Genomic DNA, 16,340 nt, shown 5'->3' with positions numbered 1-16,340 from the left:
CTGCTCGCGGCTGATCGCGCCCGGCGGCATGATGGTGGTGGCCACCCTGAACCGGACGCTGAAGTCGCTGGCTCTGGGCAAGCTCGCTGCCGAGTATGTGCTGCGCTGGGTGCCGGCGGGGACGCATGACTGGCGGCAGTTCCTGAAGCCTGACGAGATCCGGCTGATGCTGTCGGAAGAGCCGGTGGCGGTCAGCGGGCCCTATGGACTGGCCTACGACCCTCTCGCCGACCGCTGGAGCGAAAGCAGCGATGCGGGCGTCAACTACATGATGATCGCCACGCGAGACTGAGCCCTTCAGAGGCGGCGGACCATGTAGCGGGCGTCGGGGCCGTAGCTCGCCAGCTTCTCTTGCATGCCGGGTGGATCGGCGACCTCGAACCCGTGGCGGGCCCAGAACGCCGCCGCATCATTGACGGCGACGAGCGACACGGCCGGCCAGCCGCCCGCGCGCGCCAACTCCATGACGTCCTCGACCGCCGATCCGGCGTGCCCGCCGCCTCGCGCCGTCCGCGAGAGCGCGAGATCGTGCAGGTACAGGACGCCGGGATCTTGGGGCAGCACCCCGACTAGGGCGTTGAGCGGCGGTGCGGCGTCGGCCCGCCAAGGGTAGGCGAAGAGATAGCCCTGAACTGACCCGGTGTCGTATCCGAGGACGCGACAACCCTGCGGAAACAGCGCCAGCCGCTCGGCGAAACAGGCCCGGTCCTCGAAATGGTGGGGGAAGGCCTCGGCGGCGACGGCGACGACGCCATCGAGGTCGGCCTCCGTCATCGGCCGCCAGTTCAGCCCGTCTCCGCTCAGCTCGGACAGCGGGTGTTCAGCGGGACGGCCGTGAAGTTCCATTCCATGCTCCGCGGACGCCCGTCGATCTCCCCCTCGATCCGGGCCCTGAGGGCGTCGCCGGTCCGCTCATAGATCACCCGCGTCGGGAAGTCGTTTTCGGCGTTGGAGAAGACGGCGCGGGCGGGGCCGCTCTCGGCCAGCACGAAGGGCGTGGGCGGGGCGCCGCCGGGCTGGGCCACGTACGCGATGCCTTGCGGCGTCGGGCCGATATGCGAGACCTCGAACGAGGCGCGGCCGCCTTCCACCGTCACCGCGTGTCCGACGCTGAGGCCTTCGCGCGGATCGCTCCACGTTTCGGACGCCTCGCGGCCGCCGGAGCAATCCAGCCAGTACCCCGCCATCCACGACAGGTCGGGCGCGGCCGCGGGCGCGGTCTGGATCAGGGCGGCGGCGAGCATGGCGGTCAGCATGATGGTCCCCTCGGTCACGACGGCGACCCTAGTGCGGAGACAGCGGTCCCGGCTTGTAGGATTGCGACGCGATGCGGCGGGCCAGGCCGACCTGATCCCGGGCCCACTCCGTCGCCGTGCAGCCGAGGAAGCGGCGGAAATCACGGGCCAGCTGGGGCTGGTCGAAATAGCCCGCTTCGAGCCCCGCCTCCAGCCAGCCGAGGGCTTCGGGCCCCTGGGCGTGGTCGAAGACGCGGCGGAATCTCAGGATCGACCGCAGCATACGCGGTGGAACGCCGACCCGTTCCTGAAAGCGGCGCTGGAGCGCGCGCTGGTCGGCCGCGGATCGGCTCGCCGACGGCTGATCGGCGGCCGCTGCCTTGACCTCGGCGCGGACCAGCGGGTCAAGGGACCACTCGCAGCGACGGCGATGGTCCTCCAGCACGCGCGAGATCGCCTCGACCTGAGCGGCCGGATCGCCCGCCGGGGCCGTGATCCCGGACAGACGCTCGACCATGTCGAGCCGTCGGTCCGTCGCGTCGGAGGCCGGGCGGCCCAGCCAGTCCCGGGCGCCATCCGGCTCGAACCGGACGGCCACCAGCTCCACCGGCCCGACCGGACGCAAGGCCAGCGGCCGCGTCATCTGTCCGGCGAACAGGGCGCGGGGCTGCAGGCGGAAGACGCCATCCTCGCCCTGCTCCTCATAGGGCGAGCCGATGTCGAGGATCAGTTCGGGACAGCCGTCCGGCGCGATCCGCTGCACGGACGGTTCGGGCGAGGGATTGGAGTAGGTCCAGACGACGCGGACGAAGGGGCGCAGGGCCGCCGGCGGCTCATGCTCCTCGTAGTGGTCAGCGCCCCCCACTTCGGATCAATTCAGCTTGTCGGGCGGCGGCGGCAAGGGCGGCAGCGGCGCGCAGGGGACGCCGTCCTCCTTCAGCTTCTTCACCTCGGCGGGCGAGGCCTCGCCGTAGATTTCCCGCTTCTCGGACCGGCCTTCGTGGATGTCGCGGGCCTCGCGGGCGAAGGCGTCGCCGACGTAGTCGAAGTTCTGCTCGACGTGACTGCGGACCTCGCGTGCGGCCCGCATCATCATCGTCCGCATGCGGGCCAGATCGGGCGCCGGCGCCGCCTTTTTCGCGCCGGTCACCGCGGGGGCCATGATCTGCTTGGACACGGACCGCGAGCCGCACATCGGGCATTCGACCAGTCCCCGCGCGGCCTGGTCGTCATAATCGGCCGAGGCGGCGAACCACGCCTCGAAGCCGTGCTCGTCCTCGCAGCGCAGGGCGTAGCGGATCATCGCGGACCCTCGAAGGCGCGGTCGTGCAGAAGCTGGGGTATGGCGCCGCGGGCCCGGTCGACGGCGTCGAAATCCAGCGTGGCGAACAGCACGCCGGGGTCGTCGTGATCGAGTCTCGCCGCGACCTCCCCCCAGGGCGCGATCACGGTCGAGCGGCCCCAGGTGCGGCGGCCGTCGTCGTGGGTCCCGCCCTGCGCGGGCGCCAGGATCCAGCATCCCGTCTCGATGGCGCGGGCGCGGAGCAGGGTCTCCCAGTGGGCCTCGCCGGTCGGGACGGTGAAGGCGGCGGGGACGGCGATCATCGACGCCCCGGCCTTGGCCAGCGCCCGATAGAGATGAGGGAAGCGGACGTCGTAGCAGATGGTCAGCCCCAGCCGGGCCCAGGGCGTGTCAGCGACGACAGCTTCCTGTCCGGGCCGGATCGAGGCGCTTTCGCGCCAGCGTTCGCCGGTCGGCAGGTCGACGTCGAAGACGTGCAGCTTGTCATAGCGGGACGCGACACAACCCTGATCGTCGATCAGCAGGGAGCGGTTGACGGCGCGGTCCTCGCCGTCGTCTTCGGCCCGCAGGATGGCTGAGCCGATCAGCAGCCAGACGCCCAGTTCGCGGGCCAGATCGCGGAAGGCCGCGACGGCCGCGTCTTGATCCTCGAGAGCCAGCACCGCCTCGCGCCGCTCACGGTCCTTGATCAGGAAGTTGCTCGCCTCGGGCGTCAGGATCAGCTGCGCCCCGCCCGCCGCCGCCTGCCGGATCATCGGCCTGGCGTGGGCGAAGGCCGCCAACGGATCGGCGGGCGTGCGGGTCTGGATCAGGGCGACGGAAAGCTTGGCCATCAGGCCTCGAGCAATGGGTCCAGTCCGCCCTTGCGGTCAAGGGCAGCGAGGTCGTCGGAGCCGCCGATGTGCTTGCCGTCGATGAACACCTGCGGGAAGGTCATGCGGCCGTTCGAGCGCTGGATCATCTCCTGCTTCTTCGCCGGATCGTTGGAAGCCACGATCTCGGTATAGTCCGCGCCCTTCTCGTCGAGCAGCGCCTTGGCGCTGGAGCAGTATGGGCAACCGGGCTTGGTGTAGATGACGACGTCGGCCAAGGCGTTCTCCTGAAAGTGGCGCGCCCTACATAGTCAGTTCGCGGGCGGTTCGCACCCGGGCCACGACCGCCAGGTCGACGGCGCGGGCGCCGGCCTCCAGCAGGACCCGGGCGCAGGCCTCGCCGGTGGCGCCCGTGGTCAACACGTCATCCACCAGAAGGATGCGGCGACCCTTGATCCGGCGGCGGCCTTCCGGCGTGACGGCGAACGCCTTGCGCACGTTCAGCCGCCGGCCGCGCGCGGACTTGCCGCCTTGGGTGCCGGTATGGCTCTGGCGGATCAGGGCGTCGGGCAGGAAGTCGAGGCCGGCGCCCCGGGCCAACGGCCGGGCGATCTCCGCGGCCTGGTTGAACCGGCGCGCCAGCAGCCGCATCGGGTGGAGCGGAACGGGCGCTACGGCGTCGGCCTCGTCGAGGAGGGGCGCGGCCGAGCGGCTGATCCAGCGGGCGAACAGGGGCGCGTACGGCTGGTGGTCGCCGTGCTTGAACTTGAGGATAAGGCCTCGCGAGGCGGCGTCGTAGACGCAGGCGGCGCGGGCGCGGGAGAAGGCGTAGGGTTGGGCCGTGCAGGCGGCGCATCGCGGGGCGGCGAAGGGGCCGCCGTCCATCTCGAAGCCCGCGCCGCAGCCGTCGCAGACGGGATCCTCGAGGAACACGACGCGGCTCCAGGCGCCGGGGGTCAGGCCGGCCGAGGCCGTGGCCTCGGGGCTGTCCCACGCCAGCGGCGGCAGCAGCAGGTCGGTCAGACCGCGCGTCAGCGAACCGGCCCCGCGGGCGAGCCCCGCGCCGGCCGCTTTCAATCGCTCGCTCCAGACCCCATCCTGCAGGCGCATGAGCTCGTCCTCCGGTCCTCCCGTCATCTTCGATCCCCTCCGTCGAGCGGCAAAGCTTGCCCGTAGCGAAGCGACGGTCGCCGGCGCCGATTTCCTTCACAGGCGCGCGGCGGAGAACGCCGTCGGCAGCCTTGAAGCGCTGATTCGGGAATGGCCCGACGCGATCGACGTCTCGGCCCATCCCGGGGCCTTTGCGGGAGCCTTGACCGCGAGCGACGCGGCCCCGCGGGTCGGGCCCGTCAGGAGGCTTGAAGACCGCTCAGCGCGCGCCGCGCCGGGCGCGGCTCCGTTGAACGTTCCGGACCAGTCGCAGGACCTGATCGTCTCGCTGATGAGCCTGCACTGGGCCAACGACTTGCCGGGCGCGCTGACGCAGATCCGGCGATCGCTGAAGCCGGACGGCCTGTTCGTCGGCACGCTGCTGGGCGCCGGAACGCTGAAGGAGCTGCGGGCGGTGCTGACCGAGGCGGAGCTGGAGGCGCGCGGCGGGGCGCAGGCGCGGGTGTCGCCCTTCGCGGACGGCTTCGACGGCGCGGCCCTGCTGCAGCGCGCGGGCTTCGCCCTGCCGGTAGCCGACGTGGACCGGCTGACGGTGCGCTACGCCGACATGTTCGCCCTGATCCGCGACCTGCGAGCCATGGGCGAGACCAATGCGCTGGCCGGGCCGATCCGGCCGCTGACGCAAGGGATCGCGGGGCGAGCGGCGGAGCTCTATGCGGAGCGGTTCGGCGACCCTGACGGGCGCATCCCGGCGACCTTCGAGATCGTGCATCTGGCGGGCTGGGCTCCGCATGAGAGCCAGCAGAAGCCGCTGCCGCGCGGGTCCGCCAAGATGCGGCTGGCGGACGCCTTGGGCGTGCGGGAACAGACGGGCGAGGACTAGCCGCCCATCCCCGATCGAAGGGCGTTCATCGCCGCGTTGAAAAGCCCGCTGCTGGTGCCGCCGAAGGCCTGCAGCGCCCCGAGGATCACGAGGAACATCAGGGCGATGATCAGGCCGTATTCGATGGCCGTCGCGCCGTCCTGATCCCGAAGGAAGCGGGCTAGAAACACTTTCATCGCCCCTCCGGCGGTTACAACAGGTCGCGCAACCATGCGACCAGGGGTTCGTCGGCCGGAGGCATCGGGTAGTCGGCCAGACGGTCCGGCCTCACCCATTTCAGCGCCGCGTGTTCGCGGTTCTGAACCACCCCCGACCAGCGTCGGCACAGATACAGTGGCATCAACAGGTGAAAGGATTCGTAAGCATGACTGGTGAACACAAAGGGCGCGAGGCAGGATTCCACGACCTCGATCCCGAGTTCCTCGTTCAGCTCGCGGATCAAGGCGGCTTCGGGACGCTCGCCGGGTTCGACCTTGCCGCCGGGGAACTCCCACAGGCCGGCGAGTTGTTTACCTTCCGGCCGCTTGGCGATCAAAACGCGGCCGTCGCCGTCGATCAGGGCGACGGCGACGACCAGGAGGATGGGGAGCTGTGATTCCGGGTCTCTCGCCTGCACTAACCGGCCTTGCGCCTCAGGGACCAAGACACAGCGTCGAACTGCGTCGCCAAAGCCACAGCGATCAGCCCAGCGTCGGTTTGCCGAGGCTCGGCAATGACAATGTCGCCCGGCTGGAAGCTCCAGCTCTCGTCCTGAGGGACGGGTTGCCGAGCAATCTCATAGGTCGACGATCCTACCCTGGTCGCACGGACTGGGCGCCAAACATCCGTTCCTTCGTCCAGCAGGCGGACGTAGATGGTTGTCTCAGTAGATGAAGCCATCTCCGCCGACATGGATCACGTCTCCTGTCAGATCGTCGATAATGACCGAGCGACCTGTCTCTGGATGAACATAGCGCGTCGCGGGGGCGCCTGTCTCCAGATTCACCGCAGGGTGGCGAGAACCGCGCCCCTGAGCGTCTCTGATGTCCACCTCCGTCCAGCCTCGCACGATCATCTGGCGGAGCAGTTTGTCACGCTGCTTCACCATTGAAGTCAGCTCCGGTAGTCGCCGTTGATCTCGACGTAGCGTTTGGTCAGGTCGCAGGTCCAGACGGTGGCGGCGGCGCGGCCGGAGCCGACGAAGACCGTGATGTCGATCTCGGCGTTCTTCATGTAGGCGCTCATCGCCGCCTCGTCGTAGTCGGCGGCCGGGGCGCCGTCGACGGCCGCCACATGAGGACCGAAGCGGATGGCGAGGCGGTCGCGGTCGACCGGCTCCTCGGTCTTGCCGACGGCCATGACGACCCGGCCCCAGTTGGCGTCCTCGCCGGCCAAGGCCGTCTTCACCAGCGGGCTGTCGGCGATCGACTTGGCCAGCTTGCGCGCCGAGGCGGGGCTGGCGGCGCCGTCGACGGTCACCTTGACGAATTTGGTTGCGCCTTCGCCGTCGCGGACCAGCTGGTGCGCGAGGTCGAGCATGACCCTGTCGAGCGCGTCCGAGAACGACTTCAGCCGGCGGTCGCCGAGGCGGGTGATGCGGGGCGCGCCGGACGCGCCGGTGGCGAACAGCAGGCAGGTGTCGTTGGTGGAGGTGTCGCCGTCCACTGTGACGCTGTTGAAGGTGGTGCGGACGTGCAGGCCGAGAAGGGCGCGCAGCACGGGCGGGGCGATGGCGGCGTCGGTGACGATGAAGGCGAGCATCGTCGCCATATCCGGTGCGATCATGCCCGATCCCTTGGCGATCCCGGCGATCCGCACGGTTTGGCCCTCGATCTCGCACTCGGCGAACGACCCCTTGAGGAAGGTGTCGGTGGTCATGATCCCCGCACCGGCGGCGGCCCAGCCGTCGGCCCGCAGGCCGGCGTCGATTTCCGGCAGCCGGGCCACGATCTTGCGGTCGTCCAGCACCACGCCGATCACGCCGGTCGAGGCCAGCATGACGTCGCGCTGGCGGCAGCCGAAACGCTTGGCCGTTTCCGAGGCGGTCCGGCGGGCCGCGTCGGCGCCGGCCTTGCCGGTGAATGCGTTGGCGCAGCCCGCGTTGACGACGAGGGCGCGGACGTCCGAGCCGCCCTCCGGCGCGTCCAGGTGACGGCGGCACCAGTCGACCGGCGCCGAGCCGACCTTGTGGCGGGTGAAGACGCCGGCGCAGGTCGTGCCGGGGGCGAAGCGGAACACCACCAGGTCGTCGCGCTCGTGCTTGTAGAAGCCGGCTCGCGCCGTCGCGATTTCGACGCCGCCAATGGGAGGGATGGCGGGGAAGGGGACGGCCAGCGGCGATATCTGCAGGCCCGGCTTGCCCGGCGCGGGCGCTCTCGCCGGCCCCGTCGCCCGCTTCAAAGCGGTGGTCAGGGGGTCGAAAGCTTTTTCGATGGCCTGCTCGATCTTCTGGCCGCGCGATGGGCGGGCGGACTCGGGCGGACGGCTCATGTGGCGGGCGCCCGGGTCGGGGTCGGAGTCGGCGCGGGAGCCGGAGCCGCGGGAGCCGGGCGCGCGGGGGCCGACGCGGCGGGACGGGCGGCGGGCGCGCGGGCGGCGGCGGATTTCTCCAGCAGGATGTCGACCTCGGCCTTGCCGCGCAGCTGTTCCAGCAGGCGGCGCACGCCTTCGTAGGTCAGATAGCGGACGATCTGCGGCCGCGCCTGCTCCAGCGTCGGCGGAGTCTCTCGGCGGCGGTCCTCGACCCGCAGCACCGCCCAGCCGCCCTCGGTCTGGAAGGGACCCACGACGGAGCCCGGCGGCTTGTCGCGCAGCGCGTTGGCGTAGGCCTCGGGCAGGACGTCGAGCGTGCGGTAGCCGAGGTCGCCGCCGGAATAGCGGGTGGCGTCGTCGATCGAGCTGCTGGCCGCCACGGCCTCGAACGCCGCGCCCTGGCCCAGGACGCCGATTACGGCGTCGGCCTCGGGCTTCGTCCGCGACAGGATCAGTCGGACCCGGACTTCCTCCGATGTCTGCGCCAGCCGCACCTGCTCCTGATAAATCGTCTCTATGGAGCGCTCGTCGATCTCGCCGTTGACGACGCTCTCGACGAGCATGTCGCCGAGGATGCGCTCGCGCGTCGCCTCGAGACGCCGCTGCGCCAGGGGCGAGTTGTCCAACCCGCGCCGGTCGGCTTCGGCGGCCAGAAGCTTTTGGTCGACCACCTCATCCAGCACCCGGCGGAACAGGTCGCTGGTGACGTCGAGCGGTTCGCCTTCGCCGACCAGACCCTGGGCCACGGCCTCGCGCTTCACGTCGGACGCCCAGATGGTCTCGTCCTGCACCCTGGCCACGGCGCGGTCGCCGGCCTCCGGCGCGCGGTCCGAACCGGCGCCGCGTCCGCAGCCCGCGACGGCGAGCGAGGCGGCCAGGGACGCCGCGATCAGGGCCTTTGCCAGGGGGGTCGAAAGCCTCATACGGGCGCGCTCCGTCACGGAGCCGCAAAGGCCCTCGCGTTGACAGGGATAAGGCCGGTGCTTAAGTCCCGCCTGCGCCCAAGTCGAGGGGTTTTCGAACGTTCGCGCGGCCCTCGCGCGCGCCTGCACAGGCGCACCAAGGCCGCCGCCGTCAGGATCCCGCGCCCCGGTCGCCGCCGCTCCTTCGGGACCCTTCAGTACCAGAGCCCCTGCCGCTCGCCCGCCCTCGGATCATCCATGCTCGGCTTCGCCAAGAAGATTTTCGGCTCCTCCAACGACCGCAAGGTCAAGGACTTCATGGGGCGGGTCCAGAAGATCAACGCGCTGGAGGACCGCTACGCCGCGCTCAGCGACGACGAACTGCGGATGATGACCGACACGTTCCGCGACCGGCTGGCCGCGGGCGAGACGCTCGACAAGATCATGAACGACGCCTTCGCCGTGGCGCGCGAGGCCTCGAAGCGGGTGCTGGGCCAGCGTCAGTACGACGTTCAGCTCGCCGGCGGCATGATCCTGCACGACGGCGGCATCGCCGAGATGCGGACGGGCGAGGGCAAGACCCTGGTCGCCGTGGCGCCGGTGTACCTGAACGCCCTCTCGGGCAAGGGCGTGCACGTCATCACGGTCAACGACTATCTGGCGCGGCGCGACGCCGAATGGATGGGCCGGGTCTACCGCTTCCTGGGCATGGAGGTCGGGGTCATCGTCAACGGCCTGTCGTCGGGCCAGCGGCAGGCGTCCTACGCCGCTGACGTGACCTACGGCACCAACAACGAATTCGGTTTCGATTATCTGCGCGACAACCTGGTCTACGACCGGCGCGAGATGGTGCAGCGTCCGCACCACTTCGCCATCGTCGACGAGGTCGACTCCATCCTGATCGACGAGGCGCGCACGCCGCTGATCATCTCGGGCCCGACGGAAGACCGGTCGGACCTGTATCTGATCGTCGACGGCATCATCAAGGAACTGATCCAGGACAAGACCACGTTCGACCTCGACGAGAAGCAGCGTCAGGCGCTGCTGACGGAAGAGGGTTCGGAGAAGATCGAGGAGATCATGGAGGCGCGCGGCCTGTTCGCCGCCGACACCACCGGCCTGTATGACGCGGCCAACATCACCCTGGTCCACCACATCAACCAGGCGCTGCGCGCCAACACCCTGTACCAGAAGGACAAGGACTACATCATCAAGGCCGGCGAGGTCATGCTGATCGACGAGTTCACCGGCCGCATGATGCAGGGCCGCCGCCTGTCGGAAGGCCTGCACCAGGCCATCGAGGCCAAGGAAGGCGTCAAGATCCAGCCCGAGAACCAGACCCTGGCCTCGGTCACCATCCAGAACTATTTCCGCCTGTACGAAAAGCTGTCGGGCATGACCGGCACGGCCGCGACCGAGGCGCAGGAGTTCCTCGACATCTACAAGATGGACGTGCTCGAGGTGCCGACCAACCGGCCGGTCCAGCGGATCGACCACGACGACGAGATCTTCCGCACCTCGCAGGAAAAGAACCTCGCCATCGCCCACCTGATCGCCGAGCGCCATCTGGCGGGCCAGCCGGTTCTCGTCGGCACCGTCTCGATCGAGAAATCCGAGACCCTGTCGGAGCTGCTGAAGACCTATGAGCACAAGGTCGAGACCGGCCGTACCCTGAAGCCGGAGTTCGTCGGCAAGGACAAGGAAGCCGCCAAGCTCGGCGACGCGGCTTACGACATCCAGTACGAGGTCAAGCTGCGCGGCATCCCGCACAGCGTGCTGAACGCGCGCCAGCACGAGCAGGAAGCCTATATCGTCGCCGACGCAGGCCTGCCCGGCGTGGTGACCATCGCCACCAACATGGCCGGCCGCGGCACAGACATCCAGCTGGGGGGCAACCTCGAGATGCGGATGCAGAAGTGGCGGCTCGACCAGCGCAACATGGCGATCGAGATCACGCCCGAGGCCGAAGCGGCCATCGAGGCGCAGTACAAGACCGAGATCGCCGAGCAGAAGCAGATCTCGCTGGCCGCCGGCGGCCTGTTCGTGCTCGGCACCGAGCGGCACGAAAGCCGCCGCATCGACAACCAGCTGCGCGGCCGGACGGGCCGTCAGGGCGACCCCGGCACGTCGAAATTCTTCCTGTCCTGCGAGGACGACCTGCTGCGCATCTTCGCCGGCGACCGTCTGGACGCCATCATGCGCAGCTTCGGCGTGGCCGAGGGCGAGGCCATCTCGCACCCGTGGCTGAACCGCGCCGTCGAGACCGCCCAGAAGCGGGTCGAGACGCGCAACTATGACATCCGCAAGAACCTGCTGAAGTACGACGACGTCGTGAACGACCAGCGCAAGGCCGTGTTCGAACAGCGCCAGGAGTTCATGGACTCCACCGACCTGTCCGAACTGGTGGGCGAGTTCCGCTACGACGTGATTTCGGACCTGGTTCAGAAGCATATGCCGCCCAAGGCTTATGCCGAGCAGTGGGACATCGACGGCCTCGACGAGAAGGTGAAGGGGACGCTGGGTCTCGAATTGCCGCTGCACGACTGGGCCGCCGAGGAAGGCGTGTCGAACGAGGAGATCGAGGAGCGGCTCATGGCCGCCGCCGACGCCCGCGCCGCCGAACGGCTGGAGCAGATCGGCGCCGAACAGACGCGCGGCCTCGAACGGCAGTTCCTGCTGCAGATGATCGACATGCAGTGGCGCGAGCATCTGGTCCATCTGGACCACCTGCGCGGCGTCATCGGCCTGCGCGGCTACGGCCAGCGCGATCCGCTGAACGAGTACAAGACCGAGGCCTTCAACCTGTTCGAGACGCTGCTGTACGAGCTGCGCCACAACGTGACCCGCTGGCTGATGACCGTCGAGTTCCGCTTTGAGCAGCCGCCGGCGCTGGAGATGCCCGAGTTCCAGGAAATCCACCTGAACCCCGGCACCGGCGAGAACGAGATGGCCGACCCGCTGTCACAGTCGCCGGAAGGCGTGCTGCAGGGCGACGACCGGGCCCGCCTGCCGGTGGACGTCCTGCCCGTCGGCTGGGAACGCACGCCGCGCAACTCCGACTGCCCGTGCGGCTCGGGCCGCAAGTTCAAGCACTGCCACGGAAGCCTGGTTTAGAACTGCTGCGCCTGGGGTGATGAACCGACCCGCAGTCCACGGCTTGAGCGCGGGGAGGTCGACCGCTAACGACGGAACAAGCCGACCCCGCGCCGGAGCCGACCAATGAACCGCAAGGACCTGTTCTCCCGCGCCCTGTCGCTGGACTCCGAGCGGCTGCATTTCGCCGCGCACAGCCATCACCTCTGGCCGGACGCCAGTTTCGACGGGCAGCTGAGGGCCTGGGTCGAGGCCAATCGATTTGCGGATCGCAAGTGGGACCTGATCTTCGGCGAGGTGATCCCGGAGGCGCAGGCGCAGGTGGCGCGCGAGCTGAACCTGCCCGACCCGAACACGGTGGTGTTCGCGCCCAGCACGCACGACCTGCTGCTGCGGATCGTCTCCGGGATTGAACGCAAGCCGGTTCGCATCCTGTCGACCGACGGCGAATTCCACTCGTTCCGGCGGCAGGGCGAGCGCTGGGAAGAGGCGGGCGAGGCGCTGATCACGCGCGTGCCGCTGGAGCCGTTCGAGACCTTCGGCGACCGTTTCGTGGCGGCCGCGAGCGGCGGCGGCTTCGACCTGATCGTGGTCAGCCAGGTGTTCTTCCGCACGGGGCAGGTGTTCGACCGGATCGCCGATCTGGCGGCGCTGGCCGATCCCGCCGGTCCGTGGGTGGTCGTCGACGGCTACCACGGCTTCATGGCCACGCCGACGGACCTGTCGGCCGTCGCGGACCGGGTCTTCTATCTGGCCGGCGGCTACAAATACGCGATGTCGGGCGAGGGCGTCTGCTTCCTGCACGCGCCGGACGGCTATTGCCCGCGGCCGGTGATCACCGGCTGGTTCGCCGAGTTCGGCGACCTGTCGGGGCCGCCGGGAGGGGTGCAGTATCGCGCCGACGGCGGCCGCTTCTGGGGCGCGACCTTCGACGTGTCGCCGCTGTACCGGTTCAACGCCGTGCGCGCGATGCTGGACGAGGCGGGGTTGACGACCGCCGATGTGGCGGACCATGCGCGCGGGCTGATGCTGCGCTTCCAGCAGGCGGTGGGGGCGGGCGAGGCGGGCGGTCTGGCCGGAGCGGTGTTGATAAATCCGGTCGGCGAAGGCGCCGAGCGGGCGCGGTTCCTCGCCTTCAGGCATGAGCGGGCGCCGGTCTGGCGACAGCGGCTGCTGGACGGGGGGGTGGTGACCGACGTGCGCGACGACGTCATCCGCTTCGGCTTCGGCTTGTATCAGGACGAGGCGGATGTGGACCGGCTTGTCGCGGTCTGCGGGCGGGTTCTGTAGCGGACCGTGTCTCCTCCCCATCGCAGATGGGGAGGTGGATCGACGGCGAAGCCGGCGAGACGGAGGGGGCGGCGAAGGCTTCGGCCGGTCAGCCGCTATTGTCCTCCCGACAGAGCGGCCCCCTCCGTCATGGCGCGAAGACGCGCCGCGCCACCTCCCCACGCGTGGGGAGGAGACGAGGGACGAACTCAGAAGAAGGTTGCGTCGTCCTGCTGCTTCGGCTGCGGCGTCGTTTTCGTCGCAGGCGGGGTCGCGGGACGCTGGGCTGGACGAGCGGCGGGGGCGCTGCCCGGCGCTGGAGCCGGCTGGACCGACGGCGTGGCTCCCGGAACCGGGGCGGTCTGACCTGGCGCCGGAGCCGCAGGCGGCAGGGCCGGATAGGGTAGGCTGTCCGGCGGCGCGACGCCGGGCGCGGGCGCGAGCGGCTCCTGCGCGACGACGGGCGGATCGATGCGGTCCGGCGCGCCGAGGTCGTCGCGGACGAACGGCCACGACCGGCTGTCGGTGCAGGCGCAGGCCTTCATGAAGCCCTGCGGGTCGCGCCAGATGACCAGCGGATAGCCGACCTGAAGGCCGTTGCCGCCGAGGCGTTCGGACAGGTCCTCGGCGAACGCGCGGCCCGCCTCGACCACGGCGGCGCGGGCGAGGCTGCCGTCGGCCGCGGGCAGCCCGGCCGCGGTCCAGTTGGCGACCGGCGTCGCAGCCCAGCGCTCGTACAGGGTCCAGTCGCGGGTCAGCCACAGCTCGGCCACCGTCGCGCGTTCGGCGGCGGTCGATCGCGCGAGCCCCTCGCGGTCCGGGCGGGCGAACAGGATGAAGCGGATTTCCTGCCCGGCGGCGCGCAGCTTGGGCGCCTCTTCCCGTGCGTACCGCTGCATGGCGGCCGAGTCGCGATAGCCGATGATGTAGAGCGGCTGCCCGCCGCCGCCGTCGGAGACCCACGACGCCTCGTCCAGCAGCCGCTGGATGGCGGCCTGGTCGCGAGTCACGGTGACGGGCTGGAACCGGGCGTAATAGTGCTGATAGGCCCAGAAGCCGCCGACGGCGAGCACGAGGCCGAGGACCACGATCAGCCCCGACCAGATCAAAAAGCGACGCATGCGACAGGCGCTCCAGCTTCACGGTTCGGAGACGGTAACGCCTAGCACCGAAATGCGATGCGGCGAACGGGCTCACCCACAGAGCGAGCCCGCGCCGACGCGGTCAGGCCATGGTTGGGATGACGAAGCTGGAGTCGGCGTGCTCCAGATCGCTGTCGGGCCAGCGGGCGGTGACCGTCTTGGTCTTGGTCCAGAAGCGGACGCCTTCCATGCCGTGCTGGTTGGTGTCGCCGAAGGCCGAGCGCTTCCAGCCGCCGAAGGTGTGGTAGGCGACGGGCACTGGGATCGGCACATTGATGCCCACCATGCCGACGTTCACGCGGGCGGCGAAGTCGCGGGCGGCGCGGCCGTTCTGGGTGAAGATGGCGACGCCGTTGCCGTACTGGTGCTTCGACGGCAGGGACAGGGCCTCCTCGAAGCTGGCGGCGCGGACGATCTGCAGCACCGGGCCGAAGATCTCCTCCTTGTAGGACTCCATCTCGGGCGTGACGTGGTCGAACAGGGAAGGGCCGATGAAATAGCCGCGCTCGTGGCCCTGCAGGCTGAAGCCGCGGCCGTCGACGACCAGTTCGGCGCCTTCCTGAACGCCCTTCTCGATCCAGGCCTCGACGCGGGCCTTGTGCTGGGCGGTGACGACCGGCCCGTAGTGGGCGCCGGCGTCCGTCGAGACGCCGACCCGCATGGTCGGAATTTCGGCGATCATGCGTTCGCGCAGTTCGTCGGCGGTCTTCTGGCCGACGGGGACGACAACCGGCAGGGCCATGCAGCGCTCGCCGGCCGAGCCGTAGGCGGCGCCGGACAGGTCCTTGATGACCTGGTCCATGTCGGCGTCGGGCAGGACAATGCCGTGGTTCTTGGCCCCGCCCATCGCCTGCACCCGCTTATGATTGGCGGCGCCGGTCTGGTAGACGTAGTGGGCGATGTCGGACGAGCCGACGAAGCTGACGGCGTGGATCAGCGGGTGGGTCAGGATGGCGTCGACCGCCGCCTTGTCGCCGTGGACCACGTTCAGCACGCCCGCGGGGGCGCCCGCCTCCATCATCAGCTCGGCCAGTCGGACGGGCACGGACGGATCGCGCTCCGAGGGCTTGAGGATGAAGGTGTTGCCGACGGCGATGGCGACGCCGAACATCCACATCGGGATCATGGCCGGGAAGTTGAACGGGGTGATGCCCGCGACGACGCCCAGCGGCTGGCGCATGGAATAGACGTCGATGCCGGGTCCGGCGCCCCAGGTGTATTCGCCCTTGAGCGCATGCGGGATGCCGCAGGCGAATTCGATGACTTCCAGACCGCGCTGTATGTCGCCCTTGGAATCGGCGATGACCTTGCCGTGCTCGGCCGAGAGGAGTTCGGCCAGCTCGTTCATGTTGGCCTCGACCAGCCGCTTGAACTCGAACATCACCCGCGCGCGGCGCTGGGGATTGGTCGAGGACCAGCCTTCAAAGGCGTTCTGGGCGGCCTGGACCGCGCGGTCCATCTCGGAAACCGACGCCAGCTGGACCCGCGCCTGCACCTCGCCGGTGTTCGGATTGAACACGTCCGAGAAGCGGCCCGAGGCGCCGGTGAACGCGGCGCCGTCGATGAAGTGGTTGATGTCACGCATTGGAAATGGCCGTCCTGGTCAAGAAACTCGTCATCGGTGGAGCGGTTTAGCGGCTGGCCGAGGCATACGCCAGCGGCGCTAGACCGCCGCGTCGAACAGGGCGTCGCGGGCCACGTCCGCCTGCAGCATCGGGAAGAAATGTGTGCCGCCGGGGACGGTCTCGACCGTAACGTGGGGCAGGCCGCGCGGCCGTTCCGGCACATGGCAGGTGGAGCCGGCGCCGCCCTTGAGAATGCGGACCGGGCGGTCGAGCGTCTTCAGCGCCCGCCAGGGATCGTGGCTCTGGGCGGCGTAGTTCGAAGCTTCCCAGGCCGGATCGCAGGCGAGGACGTAGCCGTCGGGGGTCTGGACCAGACCATCGGCGAGATAGTCGGCCAGCATGACCTCGGGCCAGCCCTTGAAGGCGCCGCGTCCGGCGTAGGCCTTCATCGCCTGCTGGCGGCTGTCGAACACCGCCCGGCGGCGCAGCGCGCTGCGCACCAGCGGAATGCGCGA

General features: G+C 69.6%; 17 protein-coding genes and 2 pseudogenes. 4 read left to right on the top strand and 15 right to left on the bottom strand.

Features of this window, described 5'->3' with window-relative positions; genetic code table 11:
• Window positions 1–292, top strand: a pseudogene (locus tag VGB60_RS11225) (bifunctional 3-demethylubiquinol 3-O-methyltransferase/2-polyprenyl-6-hydroxyphenol methylase); the annotation flags it as partial.
• Between the two features lie 5 nt (window positions 293–297).
• Here VGB60_RS11225 and VGB60_RS11220 read toward each other — a convergent pair.
• Genes VGB60_RS11220 through VGB60_RS11190 form a run of 7 tightly spaced genes read right to left on the bottom strand, consistent with a single transcriptional unit; the run spans window position 298 to window position 4,460 of the window.
• Window positions 298–846 (bottom strand): GNAT family N-acetyltransferase, encoded by a 549-nt coding sequence (locus VGB60_RS11220; RefSeq protein ID WP_331038338.1) that lies wholly within the window; start codon window positions 844–846, stop codon window positions 298–300.
• Entirely contained in the window at window positions 801–1,274 is a 474-nt protein-coding gene (locus VGB60_RS11215) for a DUF6265 family protein (protein WP_331038337.1), read from the bottom strand. The genes VGB60_RS11220 and VGB60_RS11215 overlap by 46 nt, the downstream gene beginning before the upstream one ends.
• Window positions 1,275–1,284: 10 nt before the next feature.
• Window positions 1,285–2,100 carry a helix-turn-helix domain-containing protein gene (locus tag VGB60_RS11210; protein WP_331038336.1) on the bottom strand — a complete coding sequence of 272 codons (816 nt, stop codon included), beginning with the start codon at window positions 2,098–2,100 and terminating at the stop codon, window positions 1,285–1,287.
• 6 nt (window positions 2,101–2,106) lie between these two features.
• Window positions 2,107–2,538 carry a DUF1178 family protein gene (locus VGB60_RS11205; RefSeq protein ID WP_331038335.1) on the bottom strand — a complete coding sequence of 144 codons (432 nt, stop codon included), beginning with the start codon at window positions 2,536–2,538 and terminating at the stop codon, window positions 2,107–2,109.
• Window positions 2,535–3,371, bottom strand: a complete 837-nt coding sequence (locus VGB60_RS11200; RefSeq protein ID WP_414644520.1) for a carbon-nitrogen hydrolase family protein — start codon at window positions 3,369–3,371, stop codon at window positions 2,535–2,537. The genes VGB60_RS11205 and VGB60_RS11200 overlap by 4 nt, the downstream gene beginning before the upstream one ends.
• Window positions 3,371–3,628 carry a glutaredoxin 3 gene (grxC, locus tag VGB60_RS11195; RefSeq protein ID WP_331038334.1) on the bottom strand — a complete coding sequence of 86 codons (258 nt, stop codon included), beginning with the start codon at window positions 3,626–3,628 and terminating at the stop codon, window positions 3,371–3,373. Before grxC ends, VGB60_RS11200 begins: the two co-directional genes overlap by 1 nt.
• A 25-nt stretch (window positions 3,629–3,653) precedes the next feature.
• Entirely contained in the window at window positions 3,654–4,460 is an 807-nt protein-coding gene (locus tag VGB60_RS11190; RefSeq protein ID WP_331038333.1) for a ComF family protein, read from the bottom strand.
• 289 nt (window positions 4,461–4,749) lie between these two features.
• Between VGB60_RS11190 and VGB60_RS11185 the strand changes: the two genes are divergently transcribed.
• Window positions 4,750–5,343, top strand: a complete 594-nt coding sequence (locus VGB60_RS11185; protein WP_331038332.1) for a methyltransferase domain-containing protein — start codon at window positions 4,750–4,752, stop codon at window positions 5,341–5,343.
• Here VGB60_RS11185 and VGB60_RS11180 read toward each other — a convergent pair.
• The 5 genes from VGB60_RS11180 to VGB60_RS11160 form a co-directional block, all read right to left on the bottom strand.
• Window positions 5,340–5,519: a Flp family type IVb pilin gene (locus VGB60_RS11180; RefSeq protein ID WP_331038331.1), complete on the bottom strand. Its 180-nt coding sequence runs from the start codon at window positions 5,517–5,519 to the stop codon at window positions 5,340–5,342. The genes VGB60_RS11185 and VGB60_RS11180 overlap by 4 nt on opposite strands.
• Window positions 5,520–5,533: 14 nt before the next feature.
• Entirely contained in the window at window positions 5,534–5,959 is a 426-nt protein-coding gene (locus VGB60_RS11175; RefSeq protein ID WP_331038339.1) for a (deoxy)nucleoside triphosphate pyrophosphohydrolase, read from the bottom strand.
• A gap of 246 nt (window positions 5,960–6,205) precedes the next feature.
• On the bottom strand, window positions 6,206–6,430 hold the full coding sequence (locus tag VGB60_RS11170; RefSeq protein ID WP_331038330.1) for a colicin E5-related ribonuclease: 225 nt from the start codon (window positions 6,428–6,430) through the stop codon (window positions 6,206–6,208).
• Between the two features lie 5 nt (window positions 6,431–6,435).
• A complete protein-coding gene (gene argJ, locus VGB60_RS11165; RefSeq protein ID WP_331038329.1) occupies window positions 6,436–7,812 on the bottom strand; it encodes a bifunctional glutamate N-acetyltransferase/amino-acid acetyltransferase ArgJ in 1,377 nt (458 codons plus the stop codon).
• The gene (locus VGB60_RS11160) at window positions 7,809–8,777 is read right to left on the bottom strand and encodes a peptidylprolyl isomerase (RefSeq protein ID WP_331038328.1); all 969 of its coding nucleotides are present in this window, start codon (window positions 8,775–8,777) and stop codon (window positions 7,809–7,811) included. Before VGB60_RS11160 ends, argJ begins: the two co-directional genes overlap by 4 nt.
• Before the next feature lie 237 nt (window positions 8,778–9,014).
• Here VGB60_RS11160 and secA point away from each other — a divergent pair, with 237 nt between their 5' ends.
• Together secA and VGB60_RS11150 are read left to right on the top strand one after the other, a co-directional pair.
• A complete protein-coding gene (gene secA, locus VGB60_RS11155; RefSeq protein WP_331038327.1) occupies window positions 9,015–11,870 on the top strand; it encodes a preprotein translocase subunit SecA in 2,856 nt (951 codons plus the stop codon).
• 105 nt (window positions 11,871–11,975) lie between these two features.
• A complete protein-coding gene (locus tag VGB60_RS11150; protein WP_331038326.1) occupies window positions 11,976–13,139 on the top strand; it encodes a class V aminotransferase in 1,164 nt (387 codons plus the stop codon).
• A 188-nt stretch (window positions 13,140–13,327) separates the two neighbouring features.
• Here VGB60_RS11150 and VGB60_RS11145 read toward each other — a convergent pair whose 3' ends face one another.
• From VGB60_RS11145 to VGB60_RS11135, 3 genes and pseudogenes are all read right to left on the bottom strand, one after another.
• Window positions 13,328–14,239: a hypothetical protein gene (locus VGB60_RS11145; protein WP_331038325.1), complete on the bottom strand. Its 912-nt coding sequence runs from the start codon at window positions 14,237–14,239 to the stop codon at window positions 13,328–13,330.
• Window positions 14,240–14,342: 103 nt separating this feature from the next.
• Complete coding sequence (locus VGB60_RS11140; protein ID WP_331038324.1) at window positions 14,343–15,845, bottom strand: CoA-acylating methylmalonate-semialdehyde dehydrogenase; 1,503 nt, start codon at window positions 15,843–15,845, stop codon at window positions 14,343–14,345.
• Between the two features lie 78 nt (window positions 15,846–15,923).
• A pseudogene (locus VGB60_RS11135) lies at window positions 15,924–16,340 on the bottom strand (alpha/beta hydrolase); the annotation flags it as partial.

It is taken from the genome of Brevundimonas sp., from assembly GCF_036399195.1.
GTDB lineage: Bacteria > Pseudomonadota > Alphaproteobacteria > Caulobacterales > Caulobacteraceae > Brevundimonas.
The sequence above is the reverse complement of the archived record's forward strand: the minus strand, read 5'-3'. Positions and strand labels throughout refer to the sequence as shown.

What these genes read in the sequence shown, in the direction of transcription:
- VGB60_RS11220 (WP_331038338.1), bottom strand. Translation starts at nt 846, where the DNA reads ATGGAACTTCACGGCCGTCCCGCTGAACACCCGCTGTCCGAGCTGAGC.
- VGB60_RS11170 (WP_331038330.1), bottom strand. Translation starts at nt 6,430, where the DNA reads ATGGTGAAGCAGCGTGACAAACTGCTCCGCCAGATGATCGTGCGAGGC.
- VGB60_RS11150 (WP_331038326.1), top strand. Translation starts at nt 11,976, where the DNA reads ATGAACCGCAAGGACCTGTTCTCCCGCGCCCTGTCGCTGGACTCCGAG.
- VGB60_RS11205 (WP_331038335.1), bottom strand. Translation starts at nt 2,538, where the DNA reads ATGATCCGCTACGCCCTGCGCTGCGAGGACGAGCACGGCTTCGAGGCG.
- VGB60_RS11180 (WP_331038331.1), bottom strand. Translation starts at nt 5,519, where the DNA reads ATGAAAGTGTTTCTAGCCCGCTTCCTTCGGGATCAGGACGGCGCGACG.
- VGB60_RS11145 (WP_331038325.1), bottom strand. Translation starts at nt 14,239, where the DNA reads ATGCGTCGCTTTTTGATCTGGTCGGGGCTGATCGTGGTCCTCGGCCTC.
- VGB60_RS11140 (WP_331038324.1), bottom strand. Translation starts at nt 15,845, where the DNA reads ATGCGTGACATCAACCACTTCATCGACGGCGCCGCGTTCACCGGCGCC.
- VGB60_RS11160 (WP_331038328.1), bottom strand. Translation starts at nt 8,777, where the DNA reads ATGAGGCTTTCGACCCCCCTGGCAAAGGCCCTGATCGCGGCGTCCCTG.
- secA (WP_331038327.1), top strand. Translation starts at nt 9,015, where the DNA reads ATGCTCGGCTTCGCCAAGAAGATTTTCGGCTCCTCCAACGACCGCAAG.
- argJ (WP_331038329.1), bottom strand. Translation starts at nt 7,812, where the DNA reads ATGAGCCGTCCGCCCGAGTCCGCCCGCCCATCGCGCGGCCAGAAGATC.
- VGB60_RS11200 (WP_414644520.1), bottom strand. Translation starts at nt 3,371, where the DNA reads ATGGCCAAGCTTTCCGTCGCCCTGATCCAGACCCGCACGCCCGCCGAT.
- VGB60_RS11190 (WP_331038333.1), bottom strand. Translation starts at nt 4,460, where the DNA reads ATGCGCCTGCAGGATGGGGTCTGGAGCGAGCGATTGAAAGCGGCCGGC.